Raw genomic sequence first — 22,354 nt, forward strand, 5'->3', positions numbered from 1 at the left:
AGCCATAGCTATTAAGCAAAAGCATCCTACAAATAATTTTTTCATATACAAATATTTAACTTGTTAGTTCTATTCTCAATTTTATATTAATTTTTATTCTTCTTTACCTGATAAAACTATAACAAACTCACCTCTAGGTTCGTTCACTGCGAAATGAGATATAAGTTCCCTCAATGTTCCCCTTTTGGTTTCTTCATAGACTTTAGATATTTCGCGACAGGTAGCTGCAAACCTTTCCTCGCCCATATATTCCGCCAATTGTGTCAATGTTTTCTGAACTCGATGAGGTGACTCATAAAAAACAATTGTACGGGTTTCTTCTGCTAGTATTTTTAGACGGGTCATACGCCCTTTCTTTTGAGGCAAAAAACCTTCAAAACAAAATCTATCGCAAGGAATACCTGACGACACCAATGCCGGAACAAACGCCGTAGCACCGGGTAAACATTCTACATCAATACCAGCTTTTACACATTCACGCACAACAAGAAAACCCGGATCGGATATTCCCGGGGTGCCCGCATCTGAAACTAAAGCTATATTTTCTCCAGAATTCAGTCTTTCTACAATATGTGAAACAGTCTTATGTTCATTAAATTTATGATAAGACTGCATTTTATTCTGTATTTCGAAGTGTTTCAAGAGTATACCGGTAGTTCTTGTATCCTCTGCTAGAATAAAGGAGACTTCTTTCAGAAGCCTAATGGCCCTGAATGTCATATCTTCTAAATTACCAACCGGCGTAGGTATTATGTATAACTTTCCCATTCCCTTTCTTTAAGGTCTATGACCTGTTTACTTTTTGTCCAAGCATAACAAGAACTGATTGTTATCACATTGAAGCATAATATATAATGCGTTTATAAAAGAACATAAACGTTAAGTAGATGCAAATATAATAAAAAAATAGGCTGTCATATATAAAACGCATATTATGTGTATTTCTTATATCTTATCTATAATACATTTTTCTTCTATCGAGATGCCAAATAAAGCAAAGTCATACTTCGCAGGATCATTTGCATCCAATCGCTTTAAATTCTCTGTCAACTCAAGAGCAGCCTGCCAATCGGCTTTATCTCTTTGCATCAAACCTAATTTACGGGCAGTACGTTCTACGTGCAAATCAAGGGGACAGATCAGGTCTTTAGTCTTAGCTCTTTTCCACAACCCCAAATCAACTCCACAATTATCATCACGCACCATCCAACGCAAATACATATTTAGTCTTTTACATGCCGATTTTTGCTTAGGAGAAGGAATATGCTTTCGGGTACGATGAGGAGCATCGGGATGAGAGAAAAAATAAGTCTGAAAATAATTTAATGCAGCCTCTACAGTCATTCCCTCTCTTGGAAAGAAAGCATCTTCCAAACTTTCCGATTGTTTATAATGCCGCTTCATAAAGTCAATGCAATATAATAGGTCTGTATCATTAAAAGTACGATGTTTAAAGCCAAGCAGTTTCTTCAAATCGATATCTTTATGATTCATAATAAAGCAATAAGGAGAATCACCCATTCTTTCACCCAACTCCTTACATTTATTTATAATGGTTTTTCTTTGCCCCCATGCAAATATGGCAGCAAAAAATCCCATTATCTCTTTATCTTGTTTCTTTGTATAACGATGAGGAATACTTATTGGGTCGTTAGGTATAAAATCCGGTGTATTATATTGTTCTGTCTTTCTGTCCAAAAAAAACTTCAGATCAGTATTTTGCAAATTTTCCACAAGGTGTATATTTATTAATTAAGATTGCAAAGGTATATATTTACATAGTAACCCGATCTATTTTAACTAAAAGGTGACAAAGGTTACAACTTTGATACAAAAACCGAGAGATAGGATTATTCCTTATCTCTCGGTTCTATAGATAAACAAATCAATCTATATTTAATTTTCTACCATTAAGAAGTTACCATTGAAATCGAATTTTATATCCAAGCCATAATTCAATCCTATCTCATAACCATATAATTCTTTACTGACTTCTGTGATATTGCCCTGAGCAAAATGTTCTTTTATGTAAACAGCAATATTTGCAGGTATAAGTTCCATTATACTTTGTGGAACCAATTGGCCTCTTCCGTCTATGCTATCCCATTCTCCCGACAAATCGAAATCAATCTCAAAACCATTAATGAGATACACATCATAGCTATCATTATCCTTTGTAACTAATCTTACTTCGTTATTCGGAAAATGAGTTTGGATAAACGTTTGTGCATTCACAGGCAGATCTGTTAACGCTATTTTCTTATCGTCATCATCATCGCATGAAACAAAAGCAAATGATACAACAAACAGGCTTAGTATTAATAATATTTTTTTCATCGTTCAAATTGTTTTAGTTAAATATTTCTTTTACAAATGTTCCGTTTTCTCCAAATATAGCTTTTACATCTATATCTCCTTTTTCCATTTCTACTTCATAAAGTACATCTGTTCCACGAACTATCTTGTCCATATCTTCAAATTTATAGTTTGGATATTTTGCCTGAGCAGCATTTTGTACAATAGCAGGCAATTCGTTTATTCTAATCTCAACGATATACATCAATAAATTTGCTTGTTCATCATAATATGCCTTGTAATCTGTGCGTCCTATTTCAAAATCAACCTCGTATATATTTGCACTAGTTTCCCAATCGGCTCCTCTTGCATTCGGAAAATCCTTCATCAATTGTTGTCGAAATAATTCTGTTGGATAAATATCTCTTGAATGTGAAGACTTATATAAATTTATCATCTTTTCAATCTCTGCATTCGAGTATTTATTAGAAACTAAAGGCGACGGCTGAGCGACAGCCAACTGACAAGATGCAAGACTAATAATAGCGATAGATAAGAATGTTGTAATTTTTTTCATATACTTTGTGTTTAATGTTTTTAATAATATATGACAAATATCAGGGCCCAAATCTGAAAAGAATTGGGAAAACACAATAATTTATATGAAAATCCGTATAAAATTTAATCTTTTTTTAGATCTAGCCGTACAACATGCCGATTGGTATATTGATACGAAATCTTTAAATTATAAATCTCTGTAATTGATTTTACAATAGAAAGGCCTAAACCCGAAGACCCAATATCACCTGATGCCGATATATAGCGTTCGAATATATCGACTGCTTTATCGATAGGTTGCCCTGTGTTTGATATAATTATGGATGTAGATTCGAATATAACACAGATTTCCCCTCCCCTTATATTATGTGAAACGGCATTCTTTATAAGATTATTCATCATTATATAAGCTAAATCCTTGTTCATGTCTATGTTTAAGACATCTATATTTTTTTTTGTTTCAATCGTTATCTCTTTATATCGAATGATATCATCAAAGTCAAATAGAACTTCTTCAAAAATAGCTATTAAGTCAATTGTCTGATTATTCGAGAACTGTTTATTTTTTATTTTCGACAATAATAACAAAGCACTATTCAGTCTCTTCATCCGATTCAAACTCCCCAATATAGAGTTGACATCCATCAATTGATGCTCTGAAAGTGTATCACTGTTAAGCAGCAACTCTAGCTTACCTATAGCAATAGTTAAAGGTGTCTGCAATTCATGAGACGCGTTTTCTATAAACTTTTTCTGCTCAGTAAAAGCATTGATATTTTCTTCCAGTAAAATCTTAACAGAGTTATTCAGCTCCGTATATTCGGCAATACCTGTTACCGGAATATCTATCATCTTTGTATTATCTAAGCGAAACCCTCTCAGCTTTTCTAATAGTTTATAAAATGGCTTATTACTTTTATTTATAATTTTCCTCATTACAATACCCATGGCTAGCGCCAAACTAACCCACAACGCAATAATGAGATAGAGCATATTCTTTATCAAATCTTCACTTTCGACAGTAGAAGTGAAAAATTTTATTTTGTAATATTTTTGATCCTGTTCACAGAAAAAGACCGAAGTCAGTAAACGCACCTCTTCCTCTTCCTCTTCTGTCACAAAATAAATTCGGGAATCGGTATATGTTTCTTTCATATCCCTTGCTTCTTCGTAAGAAATATTTTCAATAATAATATTGAGAGGATTATGCTTTTGCATATCAGAAACGAAGGTAGGCGAGTTATTAGCTTCGTAAACGAACTCTTGCTTCAAATTATTCAGTCCTTCATCTATACCATCATGAATCTCTGTCATTTGCAGATATAAGTATACAGCAGACCAAATAAACAATATCAGCAAAAAAACACCCGACAATCTTAATGATAAGTAATTAACCAGTTTCATACCGTCATTTTATATCCTACACCATATACATTCTCCAATGTTACATCAGCATTATTATCTTTCATCTTCTTGCGAAGATTCTTCATCTGAGCGTATACAAAATCAAAATTATCGGCCGAATCGATATTATCACCCCATACATGCTCGGCCAATACTTCTTTTGTTATCAAACGGTTCACATTAGTAGCAAAAAAAGAAAGAATGTCAAATTCCTTTCGGTTCAACTTCAATTCATCTTTACCTATATATACAATATGTTCATCAAAATCAATTGTCATATTTCCCAAACTGAGTCGATTGTTACCATCAAGGTCTTTTCTTCTCAGCACAGCTTTTATACGAGCATGTAGTTCCGCCAGATGAAAAGGTTTTGTCAAATAATCGTCTGCACCGAGATTTAACCCTGTAATCTTATCTTCTAAAGAATCTTTAGCTGAAATAATAATTGTATTCCCGACAATTCCCGCACTTTTCATATCTTCAAGTATCTTTAATCCACTGCCTCCCGGCAAAGATATATCTAACAAAATGCAATCATATTTATAAAGATGTACTTTATCTATCCCAGATATATAATCAGTTGCTTTTTCCACAATATAACCTTCTGATTGTAAAAAAGATTCGATAGATTTTAATATTTCATATTCATCCTCTATTATTAGTATTTTCATATTCTTCAATAAGTATGAGCGAGTAGTAAGTATATGTCAATTATCAAATATAGTTATTCTCCGCGAGTTCTGAGCCCTTATGAGATAAATAACCGAAATAAATTATTTCATTTTCCCACAAAAAATAGTAAAAACAGTCCACTATTTTTCGCCAAATAATAATTATTTTTGAGTCCGTTTTTAAAGTGTAGAAAAAATATGTTACTAGACATTCTTCAAGGGGATATTATCCCTGACAAAGCTGATATTTCGGTATCGGCTATCGACCATTTATTAAGAGAATATTTCGATCTCGCTGTTTCATTCGGAATAAAACTTATTATAGCAACTGTCGTTTTTATAATAGGAAAGTGGGTTATAAAATGGCTTAGAAGATTTATCGATCGCTTCTTGGAAAAAAGAAGAATAGAAAGTACCGTAAAAAGCTTCTTGGATAGCCTTGCTAATATTACATTTCAAATAATACTATTTTTAGTAATAGTGAATATTTTAGGTGTATCCACAACATCCTTCGCTGCTATTCTGGCGGCAGCCGGTTTAGCTATAGGTATGGCGATGAAAGACAACCTGTCGAATTTTGCCGGAGGTGTTATGCTTCTTGTAAACAAACCATTCAAGCTAGGTGACCGGATTATAGCTCAAGGCATGGATGGCTCAGTACAGGCTATTGGCATTCTATATACTATACTTCTTACCGGCGATAACAGAACTATCTATTTACCTAATGGCCCACTGTCTACCGGCAGTATTATTAACTTTTCCAATCAGAAAGAAAGGCGTATCGATATCGTATTTACAATAGGCTATGGAGCTGACATAAATAGCATAAAATCTACTCTCCAAAGCGTGATAAAAAGTATCGTACAGATTAAAGATACCCCTGCCCCATTTATTGGTATCACAACATTAAATAATGGAACATTTGATATTACAATAAGGGTTTGGGTAAATAGTGGAGATTATTCGTCAGTAAATGTAGAATTAAACGAAAAAGTATACACCGCATTTCACGAAACCGGCATTTATGCACCATCTTCAATCAACGTAAAGATGCTAAAAGATTAAAAATTATTAAAAGCTCATTTAATAAGTAAAATACCATATAGACATTTTCTATTCAAGAAGAAAAAAGGTAGCTTTGTACAAGGAAAATCTCATATTTAAACATCAAATAAATAATTATTAAAAGCTATGAAAAGGCAGAAATTTCAACTATTTCTTTCTCTTATTGCCCTAGTTGCCATTCTAGCAACATCTTGTAGCAAGAAAACGGCTACTCCACTGGCAAATTCTTTATTCACCACTAATCCTTCCCCATTAGAACTTGTTGGTACAAAGGTTCCTGTTACCATCAATGGCCGATTCCCGGCAAAATGGTTTGACAAGAACACTACTGTTGTTGTAACTCCTGTATTAAAATATAGTGGTGGTGAAGCATTGGGCACATCTTACACCTACCAAGGTGAGAAAGTTGCCGGAAACGGTACCGTAATTAATTATGAAAGTGGTAATCCTATTACGTTAAGATCAGAATTTGATTATAGTCCGGCTATGAAGAAATCGGAACTATTCCTTAGATTCGATTTTTCTCGTGGAGGTAAAACAGTTGCAGGATTTCCAGATGTAAAAATTGCTGATGGAGTTATTGCTACTCAAGCCTTAGCTAATGCTGCGACAACAACACCTGCTGTTGCTCCGGATGCTTTCCAACGTATTATAAAGGAAACTTACGACGCTGACATCATGTTCCTCATCCAACAGGCAGAATTACGTTCCAGCGAACTAAATTCGTCTAATCTTGCAGCATGGAAAGATCTGGTAAAGGAAGCTGAAGAAAATGATCGTAAAAATATTAACGTTGAAGTATCTGCTTACGCTTCTCCCGATGGAGGTCTTGACCTAAATGAAAAATTAGCAGAAAAACGTGAACAAAACACGACTAATTATCTTTCTAAAGAATTCAAGAAAAAGAATATCGACACTGAAATCAATGCTAAATACACAGCTCAAGACTGGGACGGTTTCCAAAAACTTGTTCAAGCGTCAAGTCTTCAGGACAAAGATCTAGTATTAAGAGTTCTGTCAATGTATCCTGATACTGAAACCCGAGAAAAAGAAATCAAAAATATTTCTGCTGTATATTCTGATCTTGCAGAAACAATTTTACCGAAACTACGTCGTTCTCGCTTAATTGCAAACGTGGAAGTTATTGGTAAAACAGACGAAGAACTAAAGAAAGCAGCAGCCTCTGATTTAACAGGTCTTTCTGTTGAAGAATTATTGTATGCCGCTAATCTTGATGGTGTTTCTAAAGAAAAAGTATATACTTATGTAACTCAAAAATTCCCTAACGATTATCGCGGATGGAATAACCTAGGAGCATATTATTATCAAAATAAACAAACTCCTAAAGCTGTTCAAGCATTTAATAAAGCTGCCGAAGTATCTTCTCGTGCACCAGAAGCCAGCATGAATCAGGCTTTATTGTCTTTAGCTGATGGCAATACTGCAAAAGCTGAACAATTGTTAGGTAATGCAGCAGGCGCAAGTTCGCTAGGTGAGGCTTTAGGATTACTGTATCTACAAAAAGGAGACTACAACAAAGCTGTACAGTCTTTTGGTGATGCTCAAACAAACAATGCTGCTTTGGCGCAAGTTCTAACTAAGAACTATAATAAAGCACAGCAAACACTAAACGCTATTGCAGATAAAGATGCTACAACTTATTATTTATCAGCTATCGTTGCTGCCAGAACAAACAACACATCCGGTGTTGTAGGTAATCTACGTTCAGCATTAGATAAAGGTATATCAGTTGCTGATGTGCTTAACGACATTGAATTTGCTAAATTCTTAACAAATTCGGATGTGAAAAATATGTTGATTAAATAAGATACAATACATAAAAAAGGCCGACATCTTGATGATGTCGGCCTTTTTTTTTATTAGATAACAATAGCCCATAAGTTATACAGACGGTTGCTTCCTTACAAGGAGTAACAGGCCAAAGGCTGTGAGCAATCCGTTAAATAATAAAATCTCATACCCCACATTATAAGCATAAGCTTCAGATAAGATATATTCTAGGAAATAACTTATTACAGGAGCTAAAATACAAATAAACGGTACGTATTTATCTCTAATATTGACTTTAGTAAATAAGCCAAAAAAGAACAAGCCTAACAATGGCCCATAGGTATAGGAAGCAACCTTATATATCGTATCCAATATATTTTCCTGATGAACATAATTTATAATAAGTATTACCAGCAAGAAGGCAAAACTCACCGCAACATGTACTTTCTGCCTGGTTCTCTTTGCTTTCGTAGCATCCTCTCGTTTTATATCCAATATATCTACACACACAGAAGTAGTCAGAGCTGTCAGAGCAGAATCAGCACTAGAAAAAGCGGCTGCAATTATACCAATTGTAAAAAAAACAAGAACAGGTAAACCTAAATACTCTGTAGCCAGCATCGGTAAAATCTGATCAGATTGCTCGGGCAGAACAATATTCGACTGGGATGCAAATAACAACAACAAAACACCTAACGACAAGAATAGAAAATTGATAGGAGTAAAAGCAAAGCCGTAAGTGACCATATTCTTCTGAGCATCTTTCAAGTTTTTACATGTAAGATTCTTTTGCATCATATCCTGATCCAAGCCGGTCATAACAATAGTAATAAAAATTCCACTCAGAAATTGTTTAAAGAAATTTTGCTTCGAAGCCCAATCATCAAATACAAAGATACGAGAGTGTTCGCTACTACTTATTGCATCTACAACCTGAGGTAGATTCATATCCATTTTTGATGCCAATTGCCATATAATAAGGATAACACCTAGTATCAGGCAAGATGTTTGCAAAGTATCTGTCCATATTATTGTTTTTATACCACTACGATATGTATATCCCCAGATAAGTAAAATTATTCCTGTCACAGTAACATAAAAAGGAATATCCCACTGATCAAAAACCAAAGCTTGTAAAATCATAGCAACTAAATAGAGACGGGCTGCAGCTCCTATAATCTTAGATAAAATAAAAAAGGAAGCTCCGGTTTTGTAAGAATAAAACCCAAACCGCTGCTCCAGATAACCATATATTGTTGTCAAATTCAATCTATAATACAGAGGCAGTAAGACATATGCAATTACCAGGTAACCAAAGAAAAAACCCAGAACCATCTGCATATATGTCATATCGAATTTACCTACCATCCCCGGAACAGATACGAATGTAACTCCCGATATAGAAGTTCCGACCATGGCTATTGCCACTACAAACCAGGGAGATTTTCGATTTCCAAGAAAAAAAGCTTCGTTGTCGCTATGCTTTTTACTTATAAAATGAGAAATTAATAATAAGATTGAGAAATACAGAGCTATAATTATTAAAATAGAGGTCCCCATGAATCGAATGATTAGGTAATAAAAAAGGTATATTTTTTAGAGTTGCTAAAGATACAATTTTTCAAAAGATTGTCACCTTCAACTTTATGTACATTTTACAAAACTGACAAAAAGTCCGACCAATTTGTTAAAATTGTAATAAAGATTTTCTCCTCGGTTAAAAGTGTTAAAAAACAGGCTAGCTCATTATGTAGTGTACAGTTTTTGTTTTTACATTTGAAATAGAAATAAGAACAATTAGATTAATGAAACAATTAAAAAATTAATACTTGCATATGAAAAAAATTTGGAAAAATATTTCAACCTATGTTGTGGTTGCATTAGTGAGTATAGGAGCTACATATGGGATGTATAGCTTCATGGACTACAAAAGAGGTTACAGCTCTGCGGATTTTTATAATTACGGACACGAATTTAATCAAAAAGGTGTACAACTCGCAAGTCTGACTGCAGATGGATACCCTGATTTCACCAAAGCTGCCGAAAATTCAATACATGCTGTGGTACATATAAAATCTACAGTAAAATCCCAGGCTGCACAAGGTCAGGGACGTCAGCGAATGATCGACCCATTCGAATATTTCTTTGGGTTTGGTGACAGAGGAGGACAAGATTTTGGCTCACCTCAACCTAGTGTCGGTTTCGGTTCGGGCGTAATCATTTCTAAAGATGGTTATATCATTACTAATAATCATGTAATAGATAAAGCCAACGAGATAGAAGTAACGCTTAACGATAATAGTAAATATACTGCAAAATTAGTTGGAACCGACCCACAAACAGATATTGCACTATTAAAGGTAGAGGGAAAAGAATTGCCTTATATTCCATTCGGGAACTCCGATAACCTGAAAGTTGGTGAATGGGTATTGGCTGTTGGTAACCCTTTCAATCTTACATCGACCGTTACAGCTGGTATCGTTAGTGCCAAAGGTCGTGGAGGTATGGGATCTGGTGGCAACAACATACAATCATTTATTCAGACCGACGCTGCCATAAACAAAGGAAATAGTGGTGGGGCTTTAGTCAATACAAATGGAGAATTGATAGGTATAAATACTATGATCTATTCTCAAACGGGAGACTTCGCCGGATATGGGTTTGCCGTACCAATTTCTATTGCCGGAAAGGTAGTAGCCGACATCAAAGAATATGGCACTGTTCAACGCGCAGTTTTAGGCGTCATGATACAAGACCTGTCCATAGCGAAAGAAGCCAATCCTGATAAAACAAAAGGTTTAAATATAAATGAAGGTGTTTACGTAGGTGGTTTTGCTGAACTAAGTCCTGCAAAACAAGCCGGAGTAGAAGAAGGTGACGTAATTACCGCCATAAATGGAGTTAAAGTCAGAAACGTAAGCGAATTACAGGACCAAGTAAACAGATTCCGCCCTGGCGATAAAGTAAAAGTAGATCTGAAACGTGGCAATAGTGATAAAACTTATGACATTACGCTAAAAAACAGCTCTGGAAGCACCTCTGTTGTTAAGAAAGGCGATGGCATAGCCAGTGTTGGAGCAGCCTTCAAAGATCTTACAGCCGAAAAGAAAAAAGATCTGGGCGTTAGCTATGGTGTAGAAATAGCAGGAATAGACAACGCAGGCAAGTTTCACAAAGAAGGTATTAGTAAAGGATTTATTATTCAAAAAATAAATAATCAACCCGTATCTTCCGCTTCTGAGGTAGAAAACATTATTGCAACAACTGCAAACAGCTCTGATAAAGTACTCTTTATATCAGGTATAACCCCGACAGGAGCAAGAAAATATTATGCAGTGGATCTAAGCGAATAAGCGCATATTCATTAAGAAATATCAAATAACGCTTAAGCTGTAAACAATAACTTAGCTTAAGCGTTATTTATTTGTAAGTAACTTAGATATAAACTCTATACCTAATAGTAAAAGCAACAATTGAGTAATATTAACTAAACTATCTGGTAATTAAGTCCAAACAGATAGTCATTTATGGTATATTTTTACTATATTTGCAAACATTTTTGGGACATTTTAACATATATATTTATATATGAGGCAGTTAAAGATTACAAAGTCAATCACTAATCGTGAAAGTGCGTCTTTAGACAAGTATTTACAAGAAATTGGTCGTGAGGATCTGATTACGGTTGAGGAAGAAGTAGAGTTAGCTCAAGCCATCAAAAAAGGTGACAGGGCTGCACTCGAAAAATTAACTAGAGCAAATCTAAGATTTGTGGTATCTGTAGCAAAACAATACCAAAATCAAGGACTAAGCTTACCCGACCTAATCAATGAGGGAAATCTGGGACTTATCAAGGCTGCAGAAAAATTCGACGAAACCAGAGGGTTTAAATTTATTAGTTATGCGGTATGGTGGATCCGTCAGTCCATATTGCAGGCTCTAGCAGAACAATCGCGTATCGTACGCCTTCCGCTCAATCAGGTAGGATCGCTGAATAAAATCAGCAAAGCCTTTTCTAAATTTGAGCAAGAAAACGAACGCAAACCTTCAGCTGAAGAACTAGCCGAGCAATTGGACATACCGGTAGATAAAATCTCTGATTCACTCAAAGTATCCGGACGACACATTTCAATGGATGCCCCTTTTGTCGAAGGAGAAGACAATAGCCTATTGGATGTGCTTGTAAACGACGATGCCCCTATTGCCGACCGTACGTTGATTAATGAATCGCTTCAACAAGAAATTGAACGTGCATTATCGACATTGACAGAAAGAGAAAGTGAAATTATCAAAATGTTCTTCGGTATTGGATATCAGGAAATGACCCTGGAAGAAATTGGCGATAAATTTCAACTCACACGTGAACGTGTACGTCAAATTAAGGAAAAGGCAATTAAGCGTTTGAGACAGAATTCACGAAGCAAATTACTAAAAAGCTACTTGGGATAAGATAGCTATTCGCAAGTAAAGAAATGATAAAGAGAGTTGGATACCAACTCTCTTTTTACATTCAGATTGTATATAAATTAATTATAAATACCTTCAGAGGTCATCCATACTTTCTTCATCGTTCCATCAGGATTATAATACAAATAGTCTACACATACCGAACGATTAAAAGACCCTCCATTTGGCAAAGCCCCATTATGATAGAAAAAGTAACTTTTTCCCTTAAAATCAATAATAGAATGATGATTTGTTGCAGAGTTCGCAGGAACTTCATTTACTATTCCAATATATTCCCATGGGCCATTAATACTTTTACTCATAGCATATGAGATTTTACTTGGCGATCCGCTCGTATACGATAAGTAATACCAATCATCGCGCTTATGCACTCTTGAGCCTGCAGAAAACCCCTCTAAATAACCCTTCACCTGCATAGCTGGAGAATCGAGTTCCACCATATTCTCTTTCAACTTTGCATAAAAGCACTGATTATATCCTCCCCAAAATATATATGCCTGTCCATCATCATCAATAAACACTGACGGATCGATAGTTTGAACATCTTCACCAATGAGAGGCTTGCCTATAGCATCCTTAAAAGGGCCTATAGGGTTATCCGAAACTGCTACTCCTATTTTATTAGCAGCATTTATTGGATCAGCGACAGTGGCATAAATATAGAATTTACCGTTCTTCTCTACAACACCTGCAGCCCATGCCCATGTATTCTCTTTATTTGCGGCCCACTCAAAGTCATCTTTCTTCAATGGAACAGGATGTTCCTGCCAATGCTGAAGATCGTCAGACGAAAACACTAACCATTCCTGAGGATTGGGCATGCCATTTTGAAAGCCACTATCATGCCCTGTGTATAGATACACCCTTTCTTTATAAACTAGTGTTGTCGGATCGGACGTATATTTATGAGTTACGATAGGATTACTCCTTGATGTATAAAATAGGTTCTGTGCTGTAACACAAAACAATGTTTGCAGCAAAAAAACTAAAAGCATGATTATTCTTCCTCGTATTTCCATATTAGATCTATTAAAAGTTAATAATAAAATATATTAAGGTGAAAGTATGAAATAAAGCAGACGACACAGTTAAAATATTAACCAAAAAATAATAAAATCAGGTCAAAATAATAATTAATTAATGAAGAATAAATGACCGCTAAAAGTTATAAAAACAGATAAAGAAGCAGAAATATATAGGGTATAATAAAGAAGCAGAATGCCTAAACATTCTGCTTCTTTATTATACTCATTAGATTAAATATAAAACCATACCTAAAAAGGTCAAATTATAGTCTATTATCTAAACCCATGATAATTTCGCGCATAATTAGCATCGATAGTACCCTGCTGTATCTGGATCACAATAGCCTCTATAGCTGCATCTTTTCCATTAGGATCGTATTCAGTTTTAAGACTATTTCCAAACAAGCCTGCAAAAGCATTATATACACCTGCTTTGAAACTTCCTACCAGAGCCTTAACAATATTGTATGATGGAGTATTACATTCTCGATCAATAAGTTTAACAAGAATCTTACCCTGATTCTTTGTCATCTTTTTCATTTTTGGCTTATATTCTGCCATCATATATTTTTGCACATCGTCCAAATACCTCTGTTTTGCTTTTTCATCAGGCAATGTCTGCATATTTTCATATGTTTCTATTATAGATGCCGAAATTAATCGGGCATAAGGATAAGCCACCTTCACATCCCTAATCAACTTAGAATATTCTTGTCTTTCTTTGTTATTTTTAAATTTGATGGGGGCAAAAATATAAACAGGATTTAATTGTACTACAGCAATAGTATCCCCTTCATATATTGCCGCAATATCAATATAAGTTTTAGGCTTCTCTGTATTCTGCGCCATTGAAGTAGCAACAGATAGAAGCATCATAATGAATATAAGAAGGATCCTGTTCATTTTGATATATAAGATCGTTCAAATATACAAGAAAAATAAATATTCATTTCTCTTTTTAGAATTATTTGCAAGTCGGTTTATAGGGGATATTGTAACTTATCAAAAAATTTGATACATTTCAGGTGATAGGCCACTAAAATACTTTTGGGATAAATAGTCACAACCTCATCCACTACCCTCTTTTCCAAGTTTTCCTTTCTAGCCCGGCTGTACATCTTACGGCTGTAATAAAAGTCTTTTTGAGCTCGAATCACCTCTTTAGCATTAGCATATTTGCCAGTAACAGCAAAATGAAAGGCAGCAATATAGTCAAGGACTAAACGAAGAATCATTACCCGCTTCAACTTATGCTGAGGAAGGTTCTTATATAGCATTATCAGATTATTCCTAAAATTAAGATAAGTCTTTCGCGGGCTTTCAATCTTTAGTGTCGCTGCACCAACATGATAAACAACAGATGAAGGCAAGCAAACAATCCGTTTTCCTCGGCAATTTAACCGCCAACATAAATCTATTTCTTCCATATGAGCGAAGAAACTCCCATCAAAGCCTCCTACTTCAAAAAAATCTTTCGATCGAATAAGCAAACAAGCTCCGGTTGCCCAGAGTACATCCATCGGCTTATCGTATTGTCCCTTATCCTCCTCCACTACCTGAAAAATACGGCCCCGACAAAAAGGATACCCATATTTATCAAGAAAGCCTCCTGATGCACCTGCATATTCAAAGCAACGCTTATTCCTTTGGGCTAATATTTTAGGCTGAGCAGCAACAATATCCTTATTATTATCCAGATAGGAAATCATAGGCAAAAGCCAATTATCGGTAACCTCAACATCTGAATTGAGTAGAACAAAATATTCTGCATCAATTTGTTTTAATGCTTTATTATATCCTTCAGCAAAACCATAGTTTTCGGGCAAAAGTATGCGGTTTATATAAGGATATGCCGATTCAAGATATTCGACGGAATCATCAGTAGAACCGTTATCTGCAACCACAATCTCAACATCAGGATATGATGTATATTTAATTACAGATGGAAGAAACTCCTCAAGCAGAACTTTTCCATTCCAGTTAAGAATAACGACAGCTACTTTTTTCATCTTCTATGCGCTGCTTCTACCGCTTCACGGGTTCGTTTCCACCGCTTATGCGTCCACAACCAATATGCAGGATTGCGAAGTATTGTTTTTTCCATTGCCCGTATATATGTCTCGGTTATACTGTTTTCTGGCTCGGCTTGAGGGTCATCAGTTATCAGTCTTACCGTCGCTTTATAATACCCTCTTTTAACTTTCTGCATATCTAAATAAAAGACCGAGAATCCTGTTTGTTTCGCGATACGTTCAACCCCTGTAAAAACTGGTGTATCCTGATTCAGAAATGATGTCCAATAATGAATATTAAGTACAGCTGGAGACTGATCTGCCATAAAACCGATCAACGTTTGTTTTTTTTCACGCCGAAGCTTAATTATAGTTCTCAACGTATCTTGCTTAGTAATAGCCAAAGGACCGAAACGACTACGAATTTTAAGAAAAAGATCATCAACTGCTTTATTCTTTAAAGGCTTATATATCTCGCCTAAAGTTATACCCTCATCTTTGAAATGCAAGTTGATCGAAGTTATCCATTCCCAATTACAATAATGTCCGAGAAACATCAATGACGAATTGCCATCCTTCATTTGATCTTTTACCAATTCAATATTCTCAAATTGCATACGCCTCCGCATCTCCTCGTCCGAAATATGAAGAAGTTTCAAAGTCTCTACAAAATAATCGCAAAAATGATGATAGAACTCCTTCTCTATAATATGTCTCTCATCATCCGACTTATCTGGAAAGCTACCTATAAGATTTTGTCTCACAACTTTCAGACGGTAACCGGCTATTTTATATACAAAAACATATAGAATATCCGACAATATATAAAGCATCCTGAACGGCAACAGTGCGTGCAGATACATCCAAGAATACAATATATAATATAATACACTATTCATTACTAACCTTCTATTAACGCTGTTTTCAATTGGTTAAAGCCTCCTAAAGTAACAATTTTAATTTCATTTGCCTTACATTCCTCAAATGTCGTCTCTACTTTTACATAATTTTCGGTAAAACCATACATCATACTATCATGTTGAGTATGCTCAAATAGGACTTTTCTTTGCCTACCTTGCTGAGAGTTATAAAAAGATTCTAATTTCTTATCTGAAAGATCGAGTAATGTTTTGCATCGTGAATGTTTCGTTCTAGGATCTACTTCATAATCGATCTTCAAAGCCTGAGTTCCCGGACGCTCAGAGTAAGTAAAAACATGCAATTGTGAAAAATCGAGACTTTCGAGAAACAATCTTGTTTCTTCGAAATATTCATCCGTCTCCCCTCTCGTACCTACAATTACATCTACTCCAATAAATGCATGCGGCAATATTGATTTTATTTTCTCTACTTTATGTCTAAACAAAGCAGTATCATATCTGCGACGCATCAATTTTAATACCGCATCCGACCCAGATTGCAACGGAATATGAAAATGAGGTGCAAAACGCTTTGAACTAGCAACAAATTCAATTATTTCGTCAGTAAGCAAGTTAGGCTCAATAGAAGATATACGAAAACGTTCAATGCCTTCCACGTCATCCAATGCTTTAACCAGATCGAAAAAGCTTTCTCCTGTTGTTTTTCCAAAATCTCCAATATTTACACCTGTAAGAACGATTTCTTTTCCGCCTTTAGAAACAACCTCCTGAGCCTGTTCGACCATACTCTTGATGGTCCCGTTTCTGCTTCGTCCTCGGGCAAAAGGTATAGTACAGAATGAACAAAAATAATCACAACCATCCTGAACCTTCAAAAAATAGCGAGTTCGATCATCTTGTGAACAAGAAGGCACAAAAGATTTTATACTGTTTGTTTTCGAGGTATGCACCACACCTTTATCCTTCTTTTTCAGCTCATCTAAGTAAGCTACCACATCTAATTTCTGTTCAGAACCAAGCACAATATCAACCCCTTCGATTCCTGCGATATCCTCTGGCTTGAGCTGAGCATAACAACCTGTTACAATCACATAAGCTCCAGGATTATCCTTTATCATCTTACGAACTGCCTGACGACACTTTTTATCTGCAAATTCAGTAACCGAACATGTATTTATTACACATATTTCAGCAATTTCTCCTTCCCTTGCTTTGCGAACACCGACTCGAGACAACTGCTTTCCTATTGCAGAGGTCTCCGCAAAGTTAAGCTTGCAGCCAAGAGTAAGGTAAGCCGCTTTTTTATTCTCAAATATTGAATTATCTATCATTGTATAAAGAAAGACCTAAATAAGTAATTTTTAATATAATAACAACTTTGCAATCAAAAATGATCACGCAAAAAGAGTACAAAATTACATAATTGTATCAACTTTAGCGAAAGAATACTTGTAGATTATGAGCAGACTCTTTATTTTTGCACAAATTCACAAAAAATGAGCAACATTTATGATTGATAAAAATCTAATCGAGTTATATGCAGATAGCTTCAAAAACAATTGGGATCTTAAAGGTTTATCTGATTATTCTGAAAAGAAAACCCTATACTATAAAGACATCGCCAGAGAAATAGCAAGAATACATATTTTACTAGATGACGCAAAAATTAAGAAAGGTGATAAAATTGCTTTAATCGGAAAAAACAATATCCCATGGTGCGTTACATATCTTGCAGTTATAACCTATGGTGGAGTTATAGTCCCAATATTACAGGACTTCCATGCAGATAGCGTTCAACATATTATAAATCACTCTGAGTCGGTATTATTATTTACCAGCACTCAGATATGGGATTCCCTTGATGAAGATCATCTACCTCGTATCAGAGGAGTATTCTCTATAAACGACTTCAAACTAAGCTGTCTTCATGAGCAAAAAGGAGAAAAATTATCTCTTACTGTAGACAACCTGGACGAAAAGATGGACAATAAATATCCTGATGGATATAAACAGAGCGACATTAACTATACGAAAGTTGACAATTCGGAACTTGTACTTATCAATTACACATCGGGAACAACAGGTTTTAGTAAAGGAGTAATGCTTACAGCCAACAATTTAGCTGGTAATGTAACACATGCCCACCATCTTAAATTGCTTTTCAAAGGGCAGAATATTGTATCATTTCTACCTTTGGCTCATGCTTACGGGTGTGCTTTCGAATTCCTTTATTCTCTTACGGAAGGCTCGCATACTACATTATTAGGAAAAGCTCCCTCACCTAAAATACTAGCAGAAGCTTTTGCTGAGATAAAACCACATCTTATCATTTCTGTTCCACTGGTGATAGAAAAAATATACAAAAAATCAATACTCCCCAAAATTGAGAAACCAGCCATTAAAATGGCCCTCAAAATACCTATTGTAAAAGACCAGATATACGCTAAAATAAGAAAAGGCTTGATGGAAGGATTAGGTGGCAACTTTCATGAAGTGATTATCGGTGGTGCAGCCCTTAATAAAGATGTAGAAGCCTTCTTATATAAAATAAAATTCCCTTTTACAGTTGGATACGGCATGACAGAATGTGCTCCTCTGATATCGTATGCCCATAATTACGATTTTATCCCGACTTCATGCGGAAAAATACTTGACAATATTATGGAAGTGAAGATAGATTCTGATGATCCTTACAACATAGTCGGAGAGATACAAGTAAGAGGTGAAAATGTCATGAAAGGATATTACAAAAATGAAGAAGCTACACAAGCAGCATTTACTAGTGATGGGTGGCTCAAAACCGGAGACTTAGGGACAATAGACAAAGACAACAGAATATATATAAGAGGAAGAAGTAAAACCATGCTTTTAGGCCCTAATGGACAAAATATATTCCCTGAAGAAATAGAGGCAAGATTAAATAATATGCCTTTTGTTTTAGAAAGTTTAGTTGTCGAACGTAATGGAAAATTAGTCGCATTAGCTCATCCTGACTATGAGACAATGGATGCTGCGCAAATAGATCAGGAAATGCTTCCCGCCATTATGGAAGAAAACAGACAAAATCTAAATAAACAATTGGCCAGTTATGAGAATATTACAGCAATACAAATATATCCTAGTGAATTTGAGAAAACTCCTAAAAAAAGCATAAAAAGATATTTATATGATAATTAATAGCTTACAAAGCTAAAACTTTCAGATAGGCAATCTTTTCAAATAAAATAAAAAAAACAGTAAAAAAAACATAATTATGCTATACAACATGTAAAGAATATGTATATCTTTGTATCGTGTTATCAGAAATAACTCAAATACATTTACCGTTTAAGTTTTTAATAGAAAAGAAAAAATGAAAAAATTAGTTTTATTTGCTGTTGCTGTTATTGCAATCTCTTTCGCTTCATGTGGAAATAATAAAGCTGCTGAAGAAGCTAAGGCTAAAGCTACTGCTGACTCAATTGCTGCTGTAGAAGCTGCTGCTGCTGCTGAAGCTCAAGCTAAAGCTGTAGAAGATTCAATTGCTGCTGCTACAAAAGCTATTGAAGATTCAATCGCTGCTGCAACAAAAAAATAATCAAGACAACAGTCGAAGGTTTATGAAACCTATATGAGAAGACTCATGTAGGTTTTTTTATTTAATCAGACACAAACTCTTAACTATATTTATCTGAATAATCTATATTTACAGATCTATCTACTTATAAATATATAAGTAAAATAACTATCTTTGTACGCATCTTTTTTATGCGAAGAATAGGGCACAAACAAACTAAAATATTATAAATGGAACTCGACAAAGAGCATTGGGATATAGTAATCAAACCTCGAAGCAGTAATTTCTCTCTAAACTATAAGGAAGTATGGAAATACAGAGACTTAATCAAACGATATATCCATAGAGATATCGTCACAGCCTACAAACAAACCATACTTGGACCTATTTGGTATTTGATCCAACCTTTTTTTATGACAGCAATGTATATGTTTGTTTTTGGAGGGATAGCGAATATATCGACTGATGGTTTACCTCATATGTTATTTTATATGTCGGGAATACTATGCTGGAATTATTTCGGTGACTGCCTAGGCAAGGCTCAAAGCACTTTTTCTGCTAACGCCGGTGTATTCAGTAAAGTATATTTTCCTCGTCTAGTAGTTCCTATATCCGGAATTATATCGGGAATGATAAGACTTGGTATTCAATTTGCATTATTTATCGCCATCTACCTATATTATTATTTTAACGGAGCAAATATACAACCGAGTATGTACATACTATTGTTCCCTGGATTAATAATAATGACTGCATTCATGGGCTTAGGCTTTGGTATTATTATTTCATCTATGACTACTAAATATCGTGATTTAAGTATTATTTTTGGATTTGTCACTTATCTATGGATGTATGCAACCCCTATAATATACCCTTTGTCGGCTATACCTGAAGCATATAATAAGTATAAATGGATTATAGAATTAAATCCGATGACTTCTATTGTGGAAACGACTAGATTCGCATTCATGGGAGAAGGAGCTTTTTCTTGGATATCTCTGGGTTATAGCTTTGGAGTAACTGTTGTAGTAGTTATTGCAGGTACATGGATGTTCAACAAAATAGAACGTAGTTTTATTGATGTAGTATAATAAATTGAAGATGTCAGAAATAGCAATAAAATTCGAAAACATATCAAAACAGTATCGCCTAGGCGTTGTTGGCACTGGTACCATTAAAGATGATATAAACAGATGGTGGCATACTGTTCGCGGAAAAGAAGACCCTTATCTAAAGATTGGCGAAGTAAATGATCGATCAGCTAAAGCCAATGGAAAATACGTATGGGCATTGAAAGATATTACCTTCGACGTAAAGCAGGGTGATGTCGTGGGTATAATAGGCCGTAATGGAGCAGGAAAATCAACTCTACTAAAATTACTTTCTCGAGTAACTACTCCTTCTACTGGTTATATTAAGGCCAAAGGACGTATAGCATCTTTATTAGAAGTAGGAACAGGATTTCATCCAGAACTTACAGGTAGAGAGAATATCTATATGAACGGATCTATAATGGGTATGACAAAAGCTGAAATCAATCGAAAACTTGATGAAATAATTGCTTTTGCCGGAGTGGAAAAATATATTGACACACCTTCTAAAAGATATTCGTCAGGTATGACAGTCCGTCTTGGATTTGCTATAGCAGCTCATCTTGAACCTGAGATACTTGTTGTAGACGAAGTCCTAGCTGTTGGAGATGCTGAGTTTCAGAAAAAAGCAATCGGAAAAATGCAGGATGTATCCACAAGCGAAGGTAGAACAGTGCTGTTTGTGAGTCATAATATGGGTGCTGTAAAGAGTTTATGTAATAGTGGTATTTTGTTGAAAAATGGAATGATTGATTATATGGGTAATATCAATGACACTTTAGATCATTATTTATCTTTAAATACCATCAAAGAAGAAGAATCTGAGAAAATCGAATTTTCTACGAACAGATCGGGCACAGGAGAAGTTATATTCGCTGATTTTTATATAGAATCTAACAGTGGTATCAAAATAGATACAATTGCCACTGGAGAGGATGTTTTTTTGGTTTTTGTATTAAAAGCAAATAAATCAAATATAAAAAACATTGATTTAGGCTTTTCATTTCATGATCAATATGATGATAATCTAACAAATCTATATAGTTCTTATCAAAACAAAACATTCTCTCTAAAAAAGGAGAATGAATATCATACTATAAAATGTAAAATATCAAACTTCTCTCTAACAACAAATAAAATTACAGTAAGAGGCCTAATTAGATCAAATGGAGAAATACTTGATTGGCCTCAAGATATTTTAGGAAGTATGTATATTGAATATGGCGATTATTATAAAACTGGACAAAGCAGAAGCGATAACTTTAATGCTAAATATTTAATAAAAGGAACATGGGTAGATTAAAAAAAAGGATAAAACACTTTATCTACAGAATATTACCAAATTATATTTCGGAAGAGTTTTATTCTTATAAAAACCAATATTATAATAATATTTCTTTCTCGCAAGAAGGAGAAGATCTAGTTATCAATCGATTTCTCGAGAATAAACCTATGGGTTTTTACATTGATATTGGAGCTCACCATCCTTTACGCTTTTCAAATACTTATAAATTTTATTTGAAAGGATGGTATGGGAT

Annotated in this window: 21 protein-coding genes; 9 read left to right on the forward strand and 12 right to left on the reverse strand. The window is 34.8% G+C overall.

Annotated features, from left to right (window positions below; translation table 11 throughout):
• Positions 1-93: 93 nt before the first annotated feature.
• From rsmI to JGH11_RS12180, 6 genes are all read right to left on the reverse strand, one after another.
• Positions 94-768, reverse strand: a complete 675-nt coding sequence (gene rsmI, locus JGH11_RS12155; RefSeq protein ID WP_201112110.1) for a 16S rRNA (cytidine(1402)-2'-O)-methyltransferase — start codon at positions 766-768, stop codon at positions 94-96.
• Positions 769-945: 177 nt separating this feature from the next.
• Positions 946-1,734: a TIGR02757 family protein gene (locus JGH11_RS12160; RefSeq protein ID WP_201112111.1), complete on the reverse strand. Its 789-nt coding sequence runs from the start codon at positions 1,732-1,734 to the stop codon at positions 946-948.
• 162 nt (positions 1,735-1,896) lie between these two features.
• On the reverse strand, positions 1,897-2,337 hold the full coding sequence (locus JGH11_RS12165; RefSeq protein ID WP_201112113.1) for a PepSY-like domain-containing protein: 441 nt from the start codon (positions 2,335-2,337) through the stop codon (positions 1,897-1,899).
• Positions 2,338-2,350: 13 nt separating this feature from the next.
• Positions 2,351-2,872: a PepSY-like domain-containing protein gene (locus JGH11_RS12170; RefSeq protein ID WP_201112115.1), complete on the reverse strand. Its 522-nt coding sequence runs from the start codon at positions 2,870-2,872 to the stop codon at positions 2,351-2,353.
• A 104-nt stretch (positions 2,873-2,976) separates the two neighbouring features.
• Positions 2,977-4,257, reverse strand: coding sequence for a HAMP domain-containing sensor histidine kinase (locus tag JGH11_RS12175; protein WP_201112117.1), 1,281 nt, complete (start codon positions 4,255-4,257; stop codon positions 2,977-2,979).
• Complete coding sequence (locus tag JGH11_RS12180; protein WP_201112119.1) at positions 4,254-4,928, reverse strand: response regulator transcription factor; 675 nt, start codon at positions 4,926-4,928, stop codon at positions 4,254-4,256. Before JGH11_RS12180 ends, JGH11_RS12175 begins: the two co-directional genes overlap by 4 nt.
• Positions 4,929-5,126: 198 nt before the next feature.
• Between JGH11_RS12180 and JGH11_RS12185 the strand changes: the two genes are divergently transcribed.
• Positions 5,127-5,993, forward strand: a complete 867-nt coding sequence (locus JGH11_RS12185; RefSeq protein ID WP_201112121.1) for a mechanosensitive ion channel family protein — start codon at positions 5,127-5,129, stop codon at positions 5,991-5,993.
• Between the two features lie 126 nt (positions 5,994-6,119).
• A complete protein-coding gene (locus JGH11_RS12190) occupies positions 6,120-7,820 on the forward strand; it encodes a hypothetical protein (protein WP_201112123.1) in 1,701 nt (566 codons plus the stop codon).
• A 75-nt stretch (positions 7,821-7,895) separates the two neighbouring features.
• Here the strand turns inward: JGH11_RS12190 and JGH11_RS12195 are convergent, their stop codons facing one another.
• On the reverse strand, positions 7,896-9,344 hold the full coding sequence (locus JGH11_RS12195) for a sodium:solute symporter (RefSeq protein WP_201112125.1): 1,449 nt from the start codon (positions 9,342-9,344) through the stop codon (positions 7,896-7,898).
• A gap of 275 nt (positions 9,345-9,619) precedes the next feature.
• Between JGH11_RS12195 and JGH11_RS12200 the strand changes: the two genes are divergently transcribed.
• Together JGH11_RS12200 and JGH11_RS12205 are read left to right on the forward strand one after the other, a co-directional pair.
• Positions 9,620-11,137, forward strand: coding sequence for a Do family serine endopeptidase (locus tag JGH11_RS12200; RefSeq protein WP_201112127.1), 1,518 nt, complete (start codon positions 9,620-9,622; stop codon positions 11,135-11,137).
• A 235-nt stretch (positions 11,138-11,372) separates the two neighbouring features.
• Entirely contained in the window at positions 11,373-12,233 is an 861-nt protein-coding gene (locus JGH11_RS12205; RefSeq protein WP_050700860.1) for an RNA polymerase sigma factor RpoD/SigA, read from the forward strand.
• Positions 12,234-12,310: 77 nt separating this feature from the next.
• On the opposite strand, the gene JGH11_RS12210 is transcribed toward JGH11_RS12205, so the two are convergent.
• The 5 genes from JGH11_RS12210 to mtaB all read right to left on the reverse strand — a co-directional run bounded on the left by JGH11_RS12210 (position 12,311) and on the right by mtaB (position 17,500).
• A complete protein-coding gene (locus tag JGH11_RS12210) occupies positions 12,311-13,270 on the reverse strand; it encodes a family 43 glycosylhydrolase (protein WP_236263974.1) in 960 nt (319 codons plus the stop codon).
• Between the two features lie 279 nt (positions 13,271-13,549).
• Positions 13,550-14,125, reverse strand: a complete 576-nt coding sequence (locus tag JGH11_RS12215; RefSeq protein ID WP_370567595.1) for a DUF4294 domain-containing protein — start codon at positions 14,123-14,125, stop codon at positions 13,550-13,552.
• 131 nt (positions 14,126-14,256) lie between these two features.
• Positions 14,257-15,285 (reverse strand): glycosyltransferase family 2 protein, encoded by a 1,029-nt coding sequence (locus tag JGH11_RS12220; protein WP_201112131.1) that lies wholly within the window; start codon positions 15,283-15,285, stop codon positions 14,257-14,259.
• Positions 15,282-16,187, reverse strand: a complete 906-nt coding sequence (locus tag JGH11_RS12225) for a lysophospholipid acyltransferase family protein (RefSeq protein WP_201112133.1) — start codon at positions 16,185-16,187, stop codon at positions 15,282-15,284. Before JGH11_RS12225 ends, JGH11_RS12220 begins: the two co-directional genes overlap by 4 nt.
• 2 nt (positions 16,188-16,189) lie before the next feature.
• Entirely contained in the window at positions 16,190-17,500 is a 1,311-nt protein-coding gene (mtaB, locus tag JGH11_RS12230) for a tRNA (N(6)-L-threonylcarbamoyladenosine(37)-C(2))-methylthiotransferase MtaB (RefSeq protein ID WP_201112135.1), read from the reverse strand.
• A 178-nt stretch (positions 17,501-17,678) separates the two neighbouring features.
• Between mtaB and JGH11_RS12235 the strand changes: the two genes are divergently transcribed.
• From JGH11_RS12235 to JGH11_RS20240, 5 genes are all read left to right on the forward strand, one after another.
• Positions 17,679-19,346: an AMP-binding protein gene (locus tag JGH11_RS12235; protein ID WP_201112137.1), complete on the forward strand. Its 1,668-nt coding sequence runs from the start codon at positions 17,679-17,681 to the stop codon at positions 19,344-19,346.
• A gap of 175 nt (positions 19,347-19,521) precedes the next feature.
• Complete coding sequence (locus tag JGH11_RS12240; protein WP_201112139.1) at positions 19,522-19,746, forward strand: hypothetical protein; 225 nt, start codon at positions 19,522-19,524, stop codon at positions 19,744-19,746.
• 209 nt (positions 19,747-19,955) lie between these two features.
• On the forward strand, positions 19,956-20,816 hold the full coding sequence (locus JGH11_RS12245) for an ABC transporter permease (protein ID WP_201112141.1): 861 nt from the start codon (positions 19,956-19,958) through the stop codon (positions 20,814-20,816).
• 10 nt (positions 20,817-20,826) lie between these two features.
• The gene (locus JGH11_RS12250; RefSeq protein WP_201112143.1) at positions 20,827-22,119 is read left to right on the forward strand and encodes an ABC transporter ATP-binding protein; all 1,293 of its coding nucleotides are present in this window, start codon (positions 20,827-20,829) and stop codon (positions 22,117-22,119) included.
• A partial coding sequence (locus tag JGH11_RS20240; RefSeq protein ID WP_236263975.1) for a hypothetical protein occupies positions 22,107-22,354 on the forward strand: 248 nt, incomplete at its 3' end. The genes JGH11_RS12250 and JGH11_RS20240, both read left to right, overlap by 13 nt.

Origin of the sequence: Dysgonomonas sp. Marseille-P4677, assembly GCF_016652235.1 — a bacterium.
Taxonomy (GTDB): Bacteria; Bacteroidota; Bacteroidia; order Bacteroidales; family Dysgonomonadaceae; genus Dysgonomonas.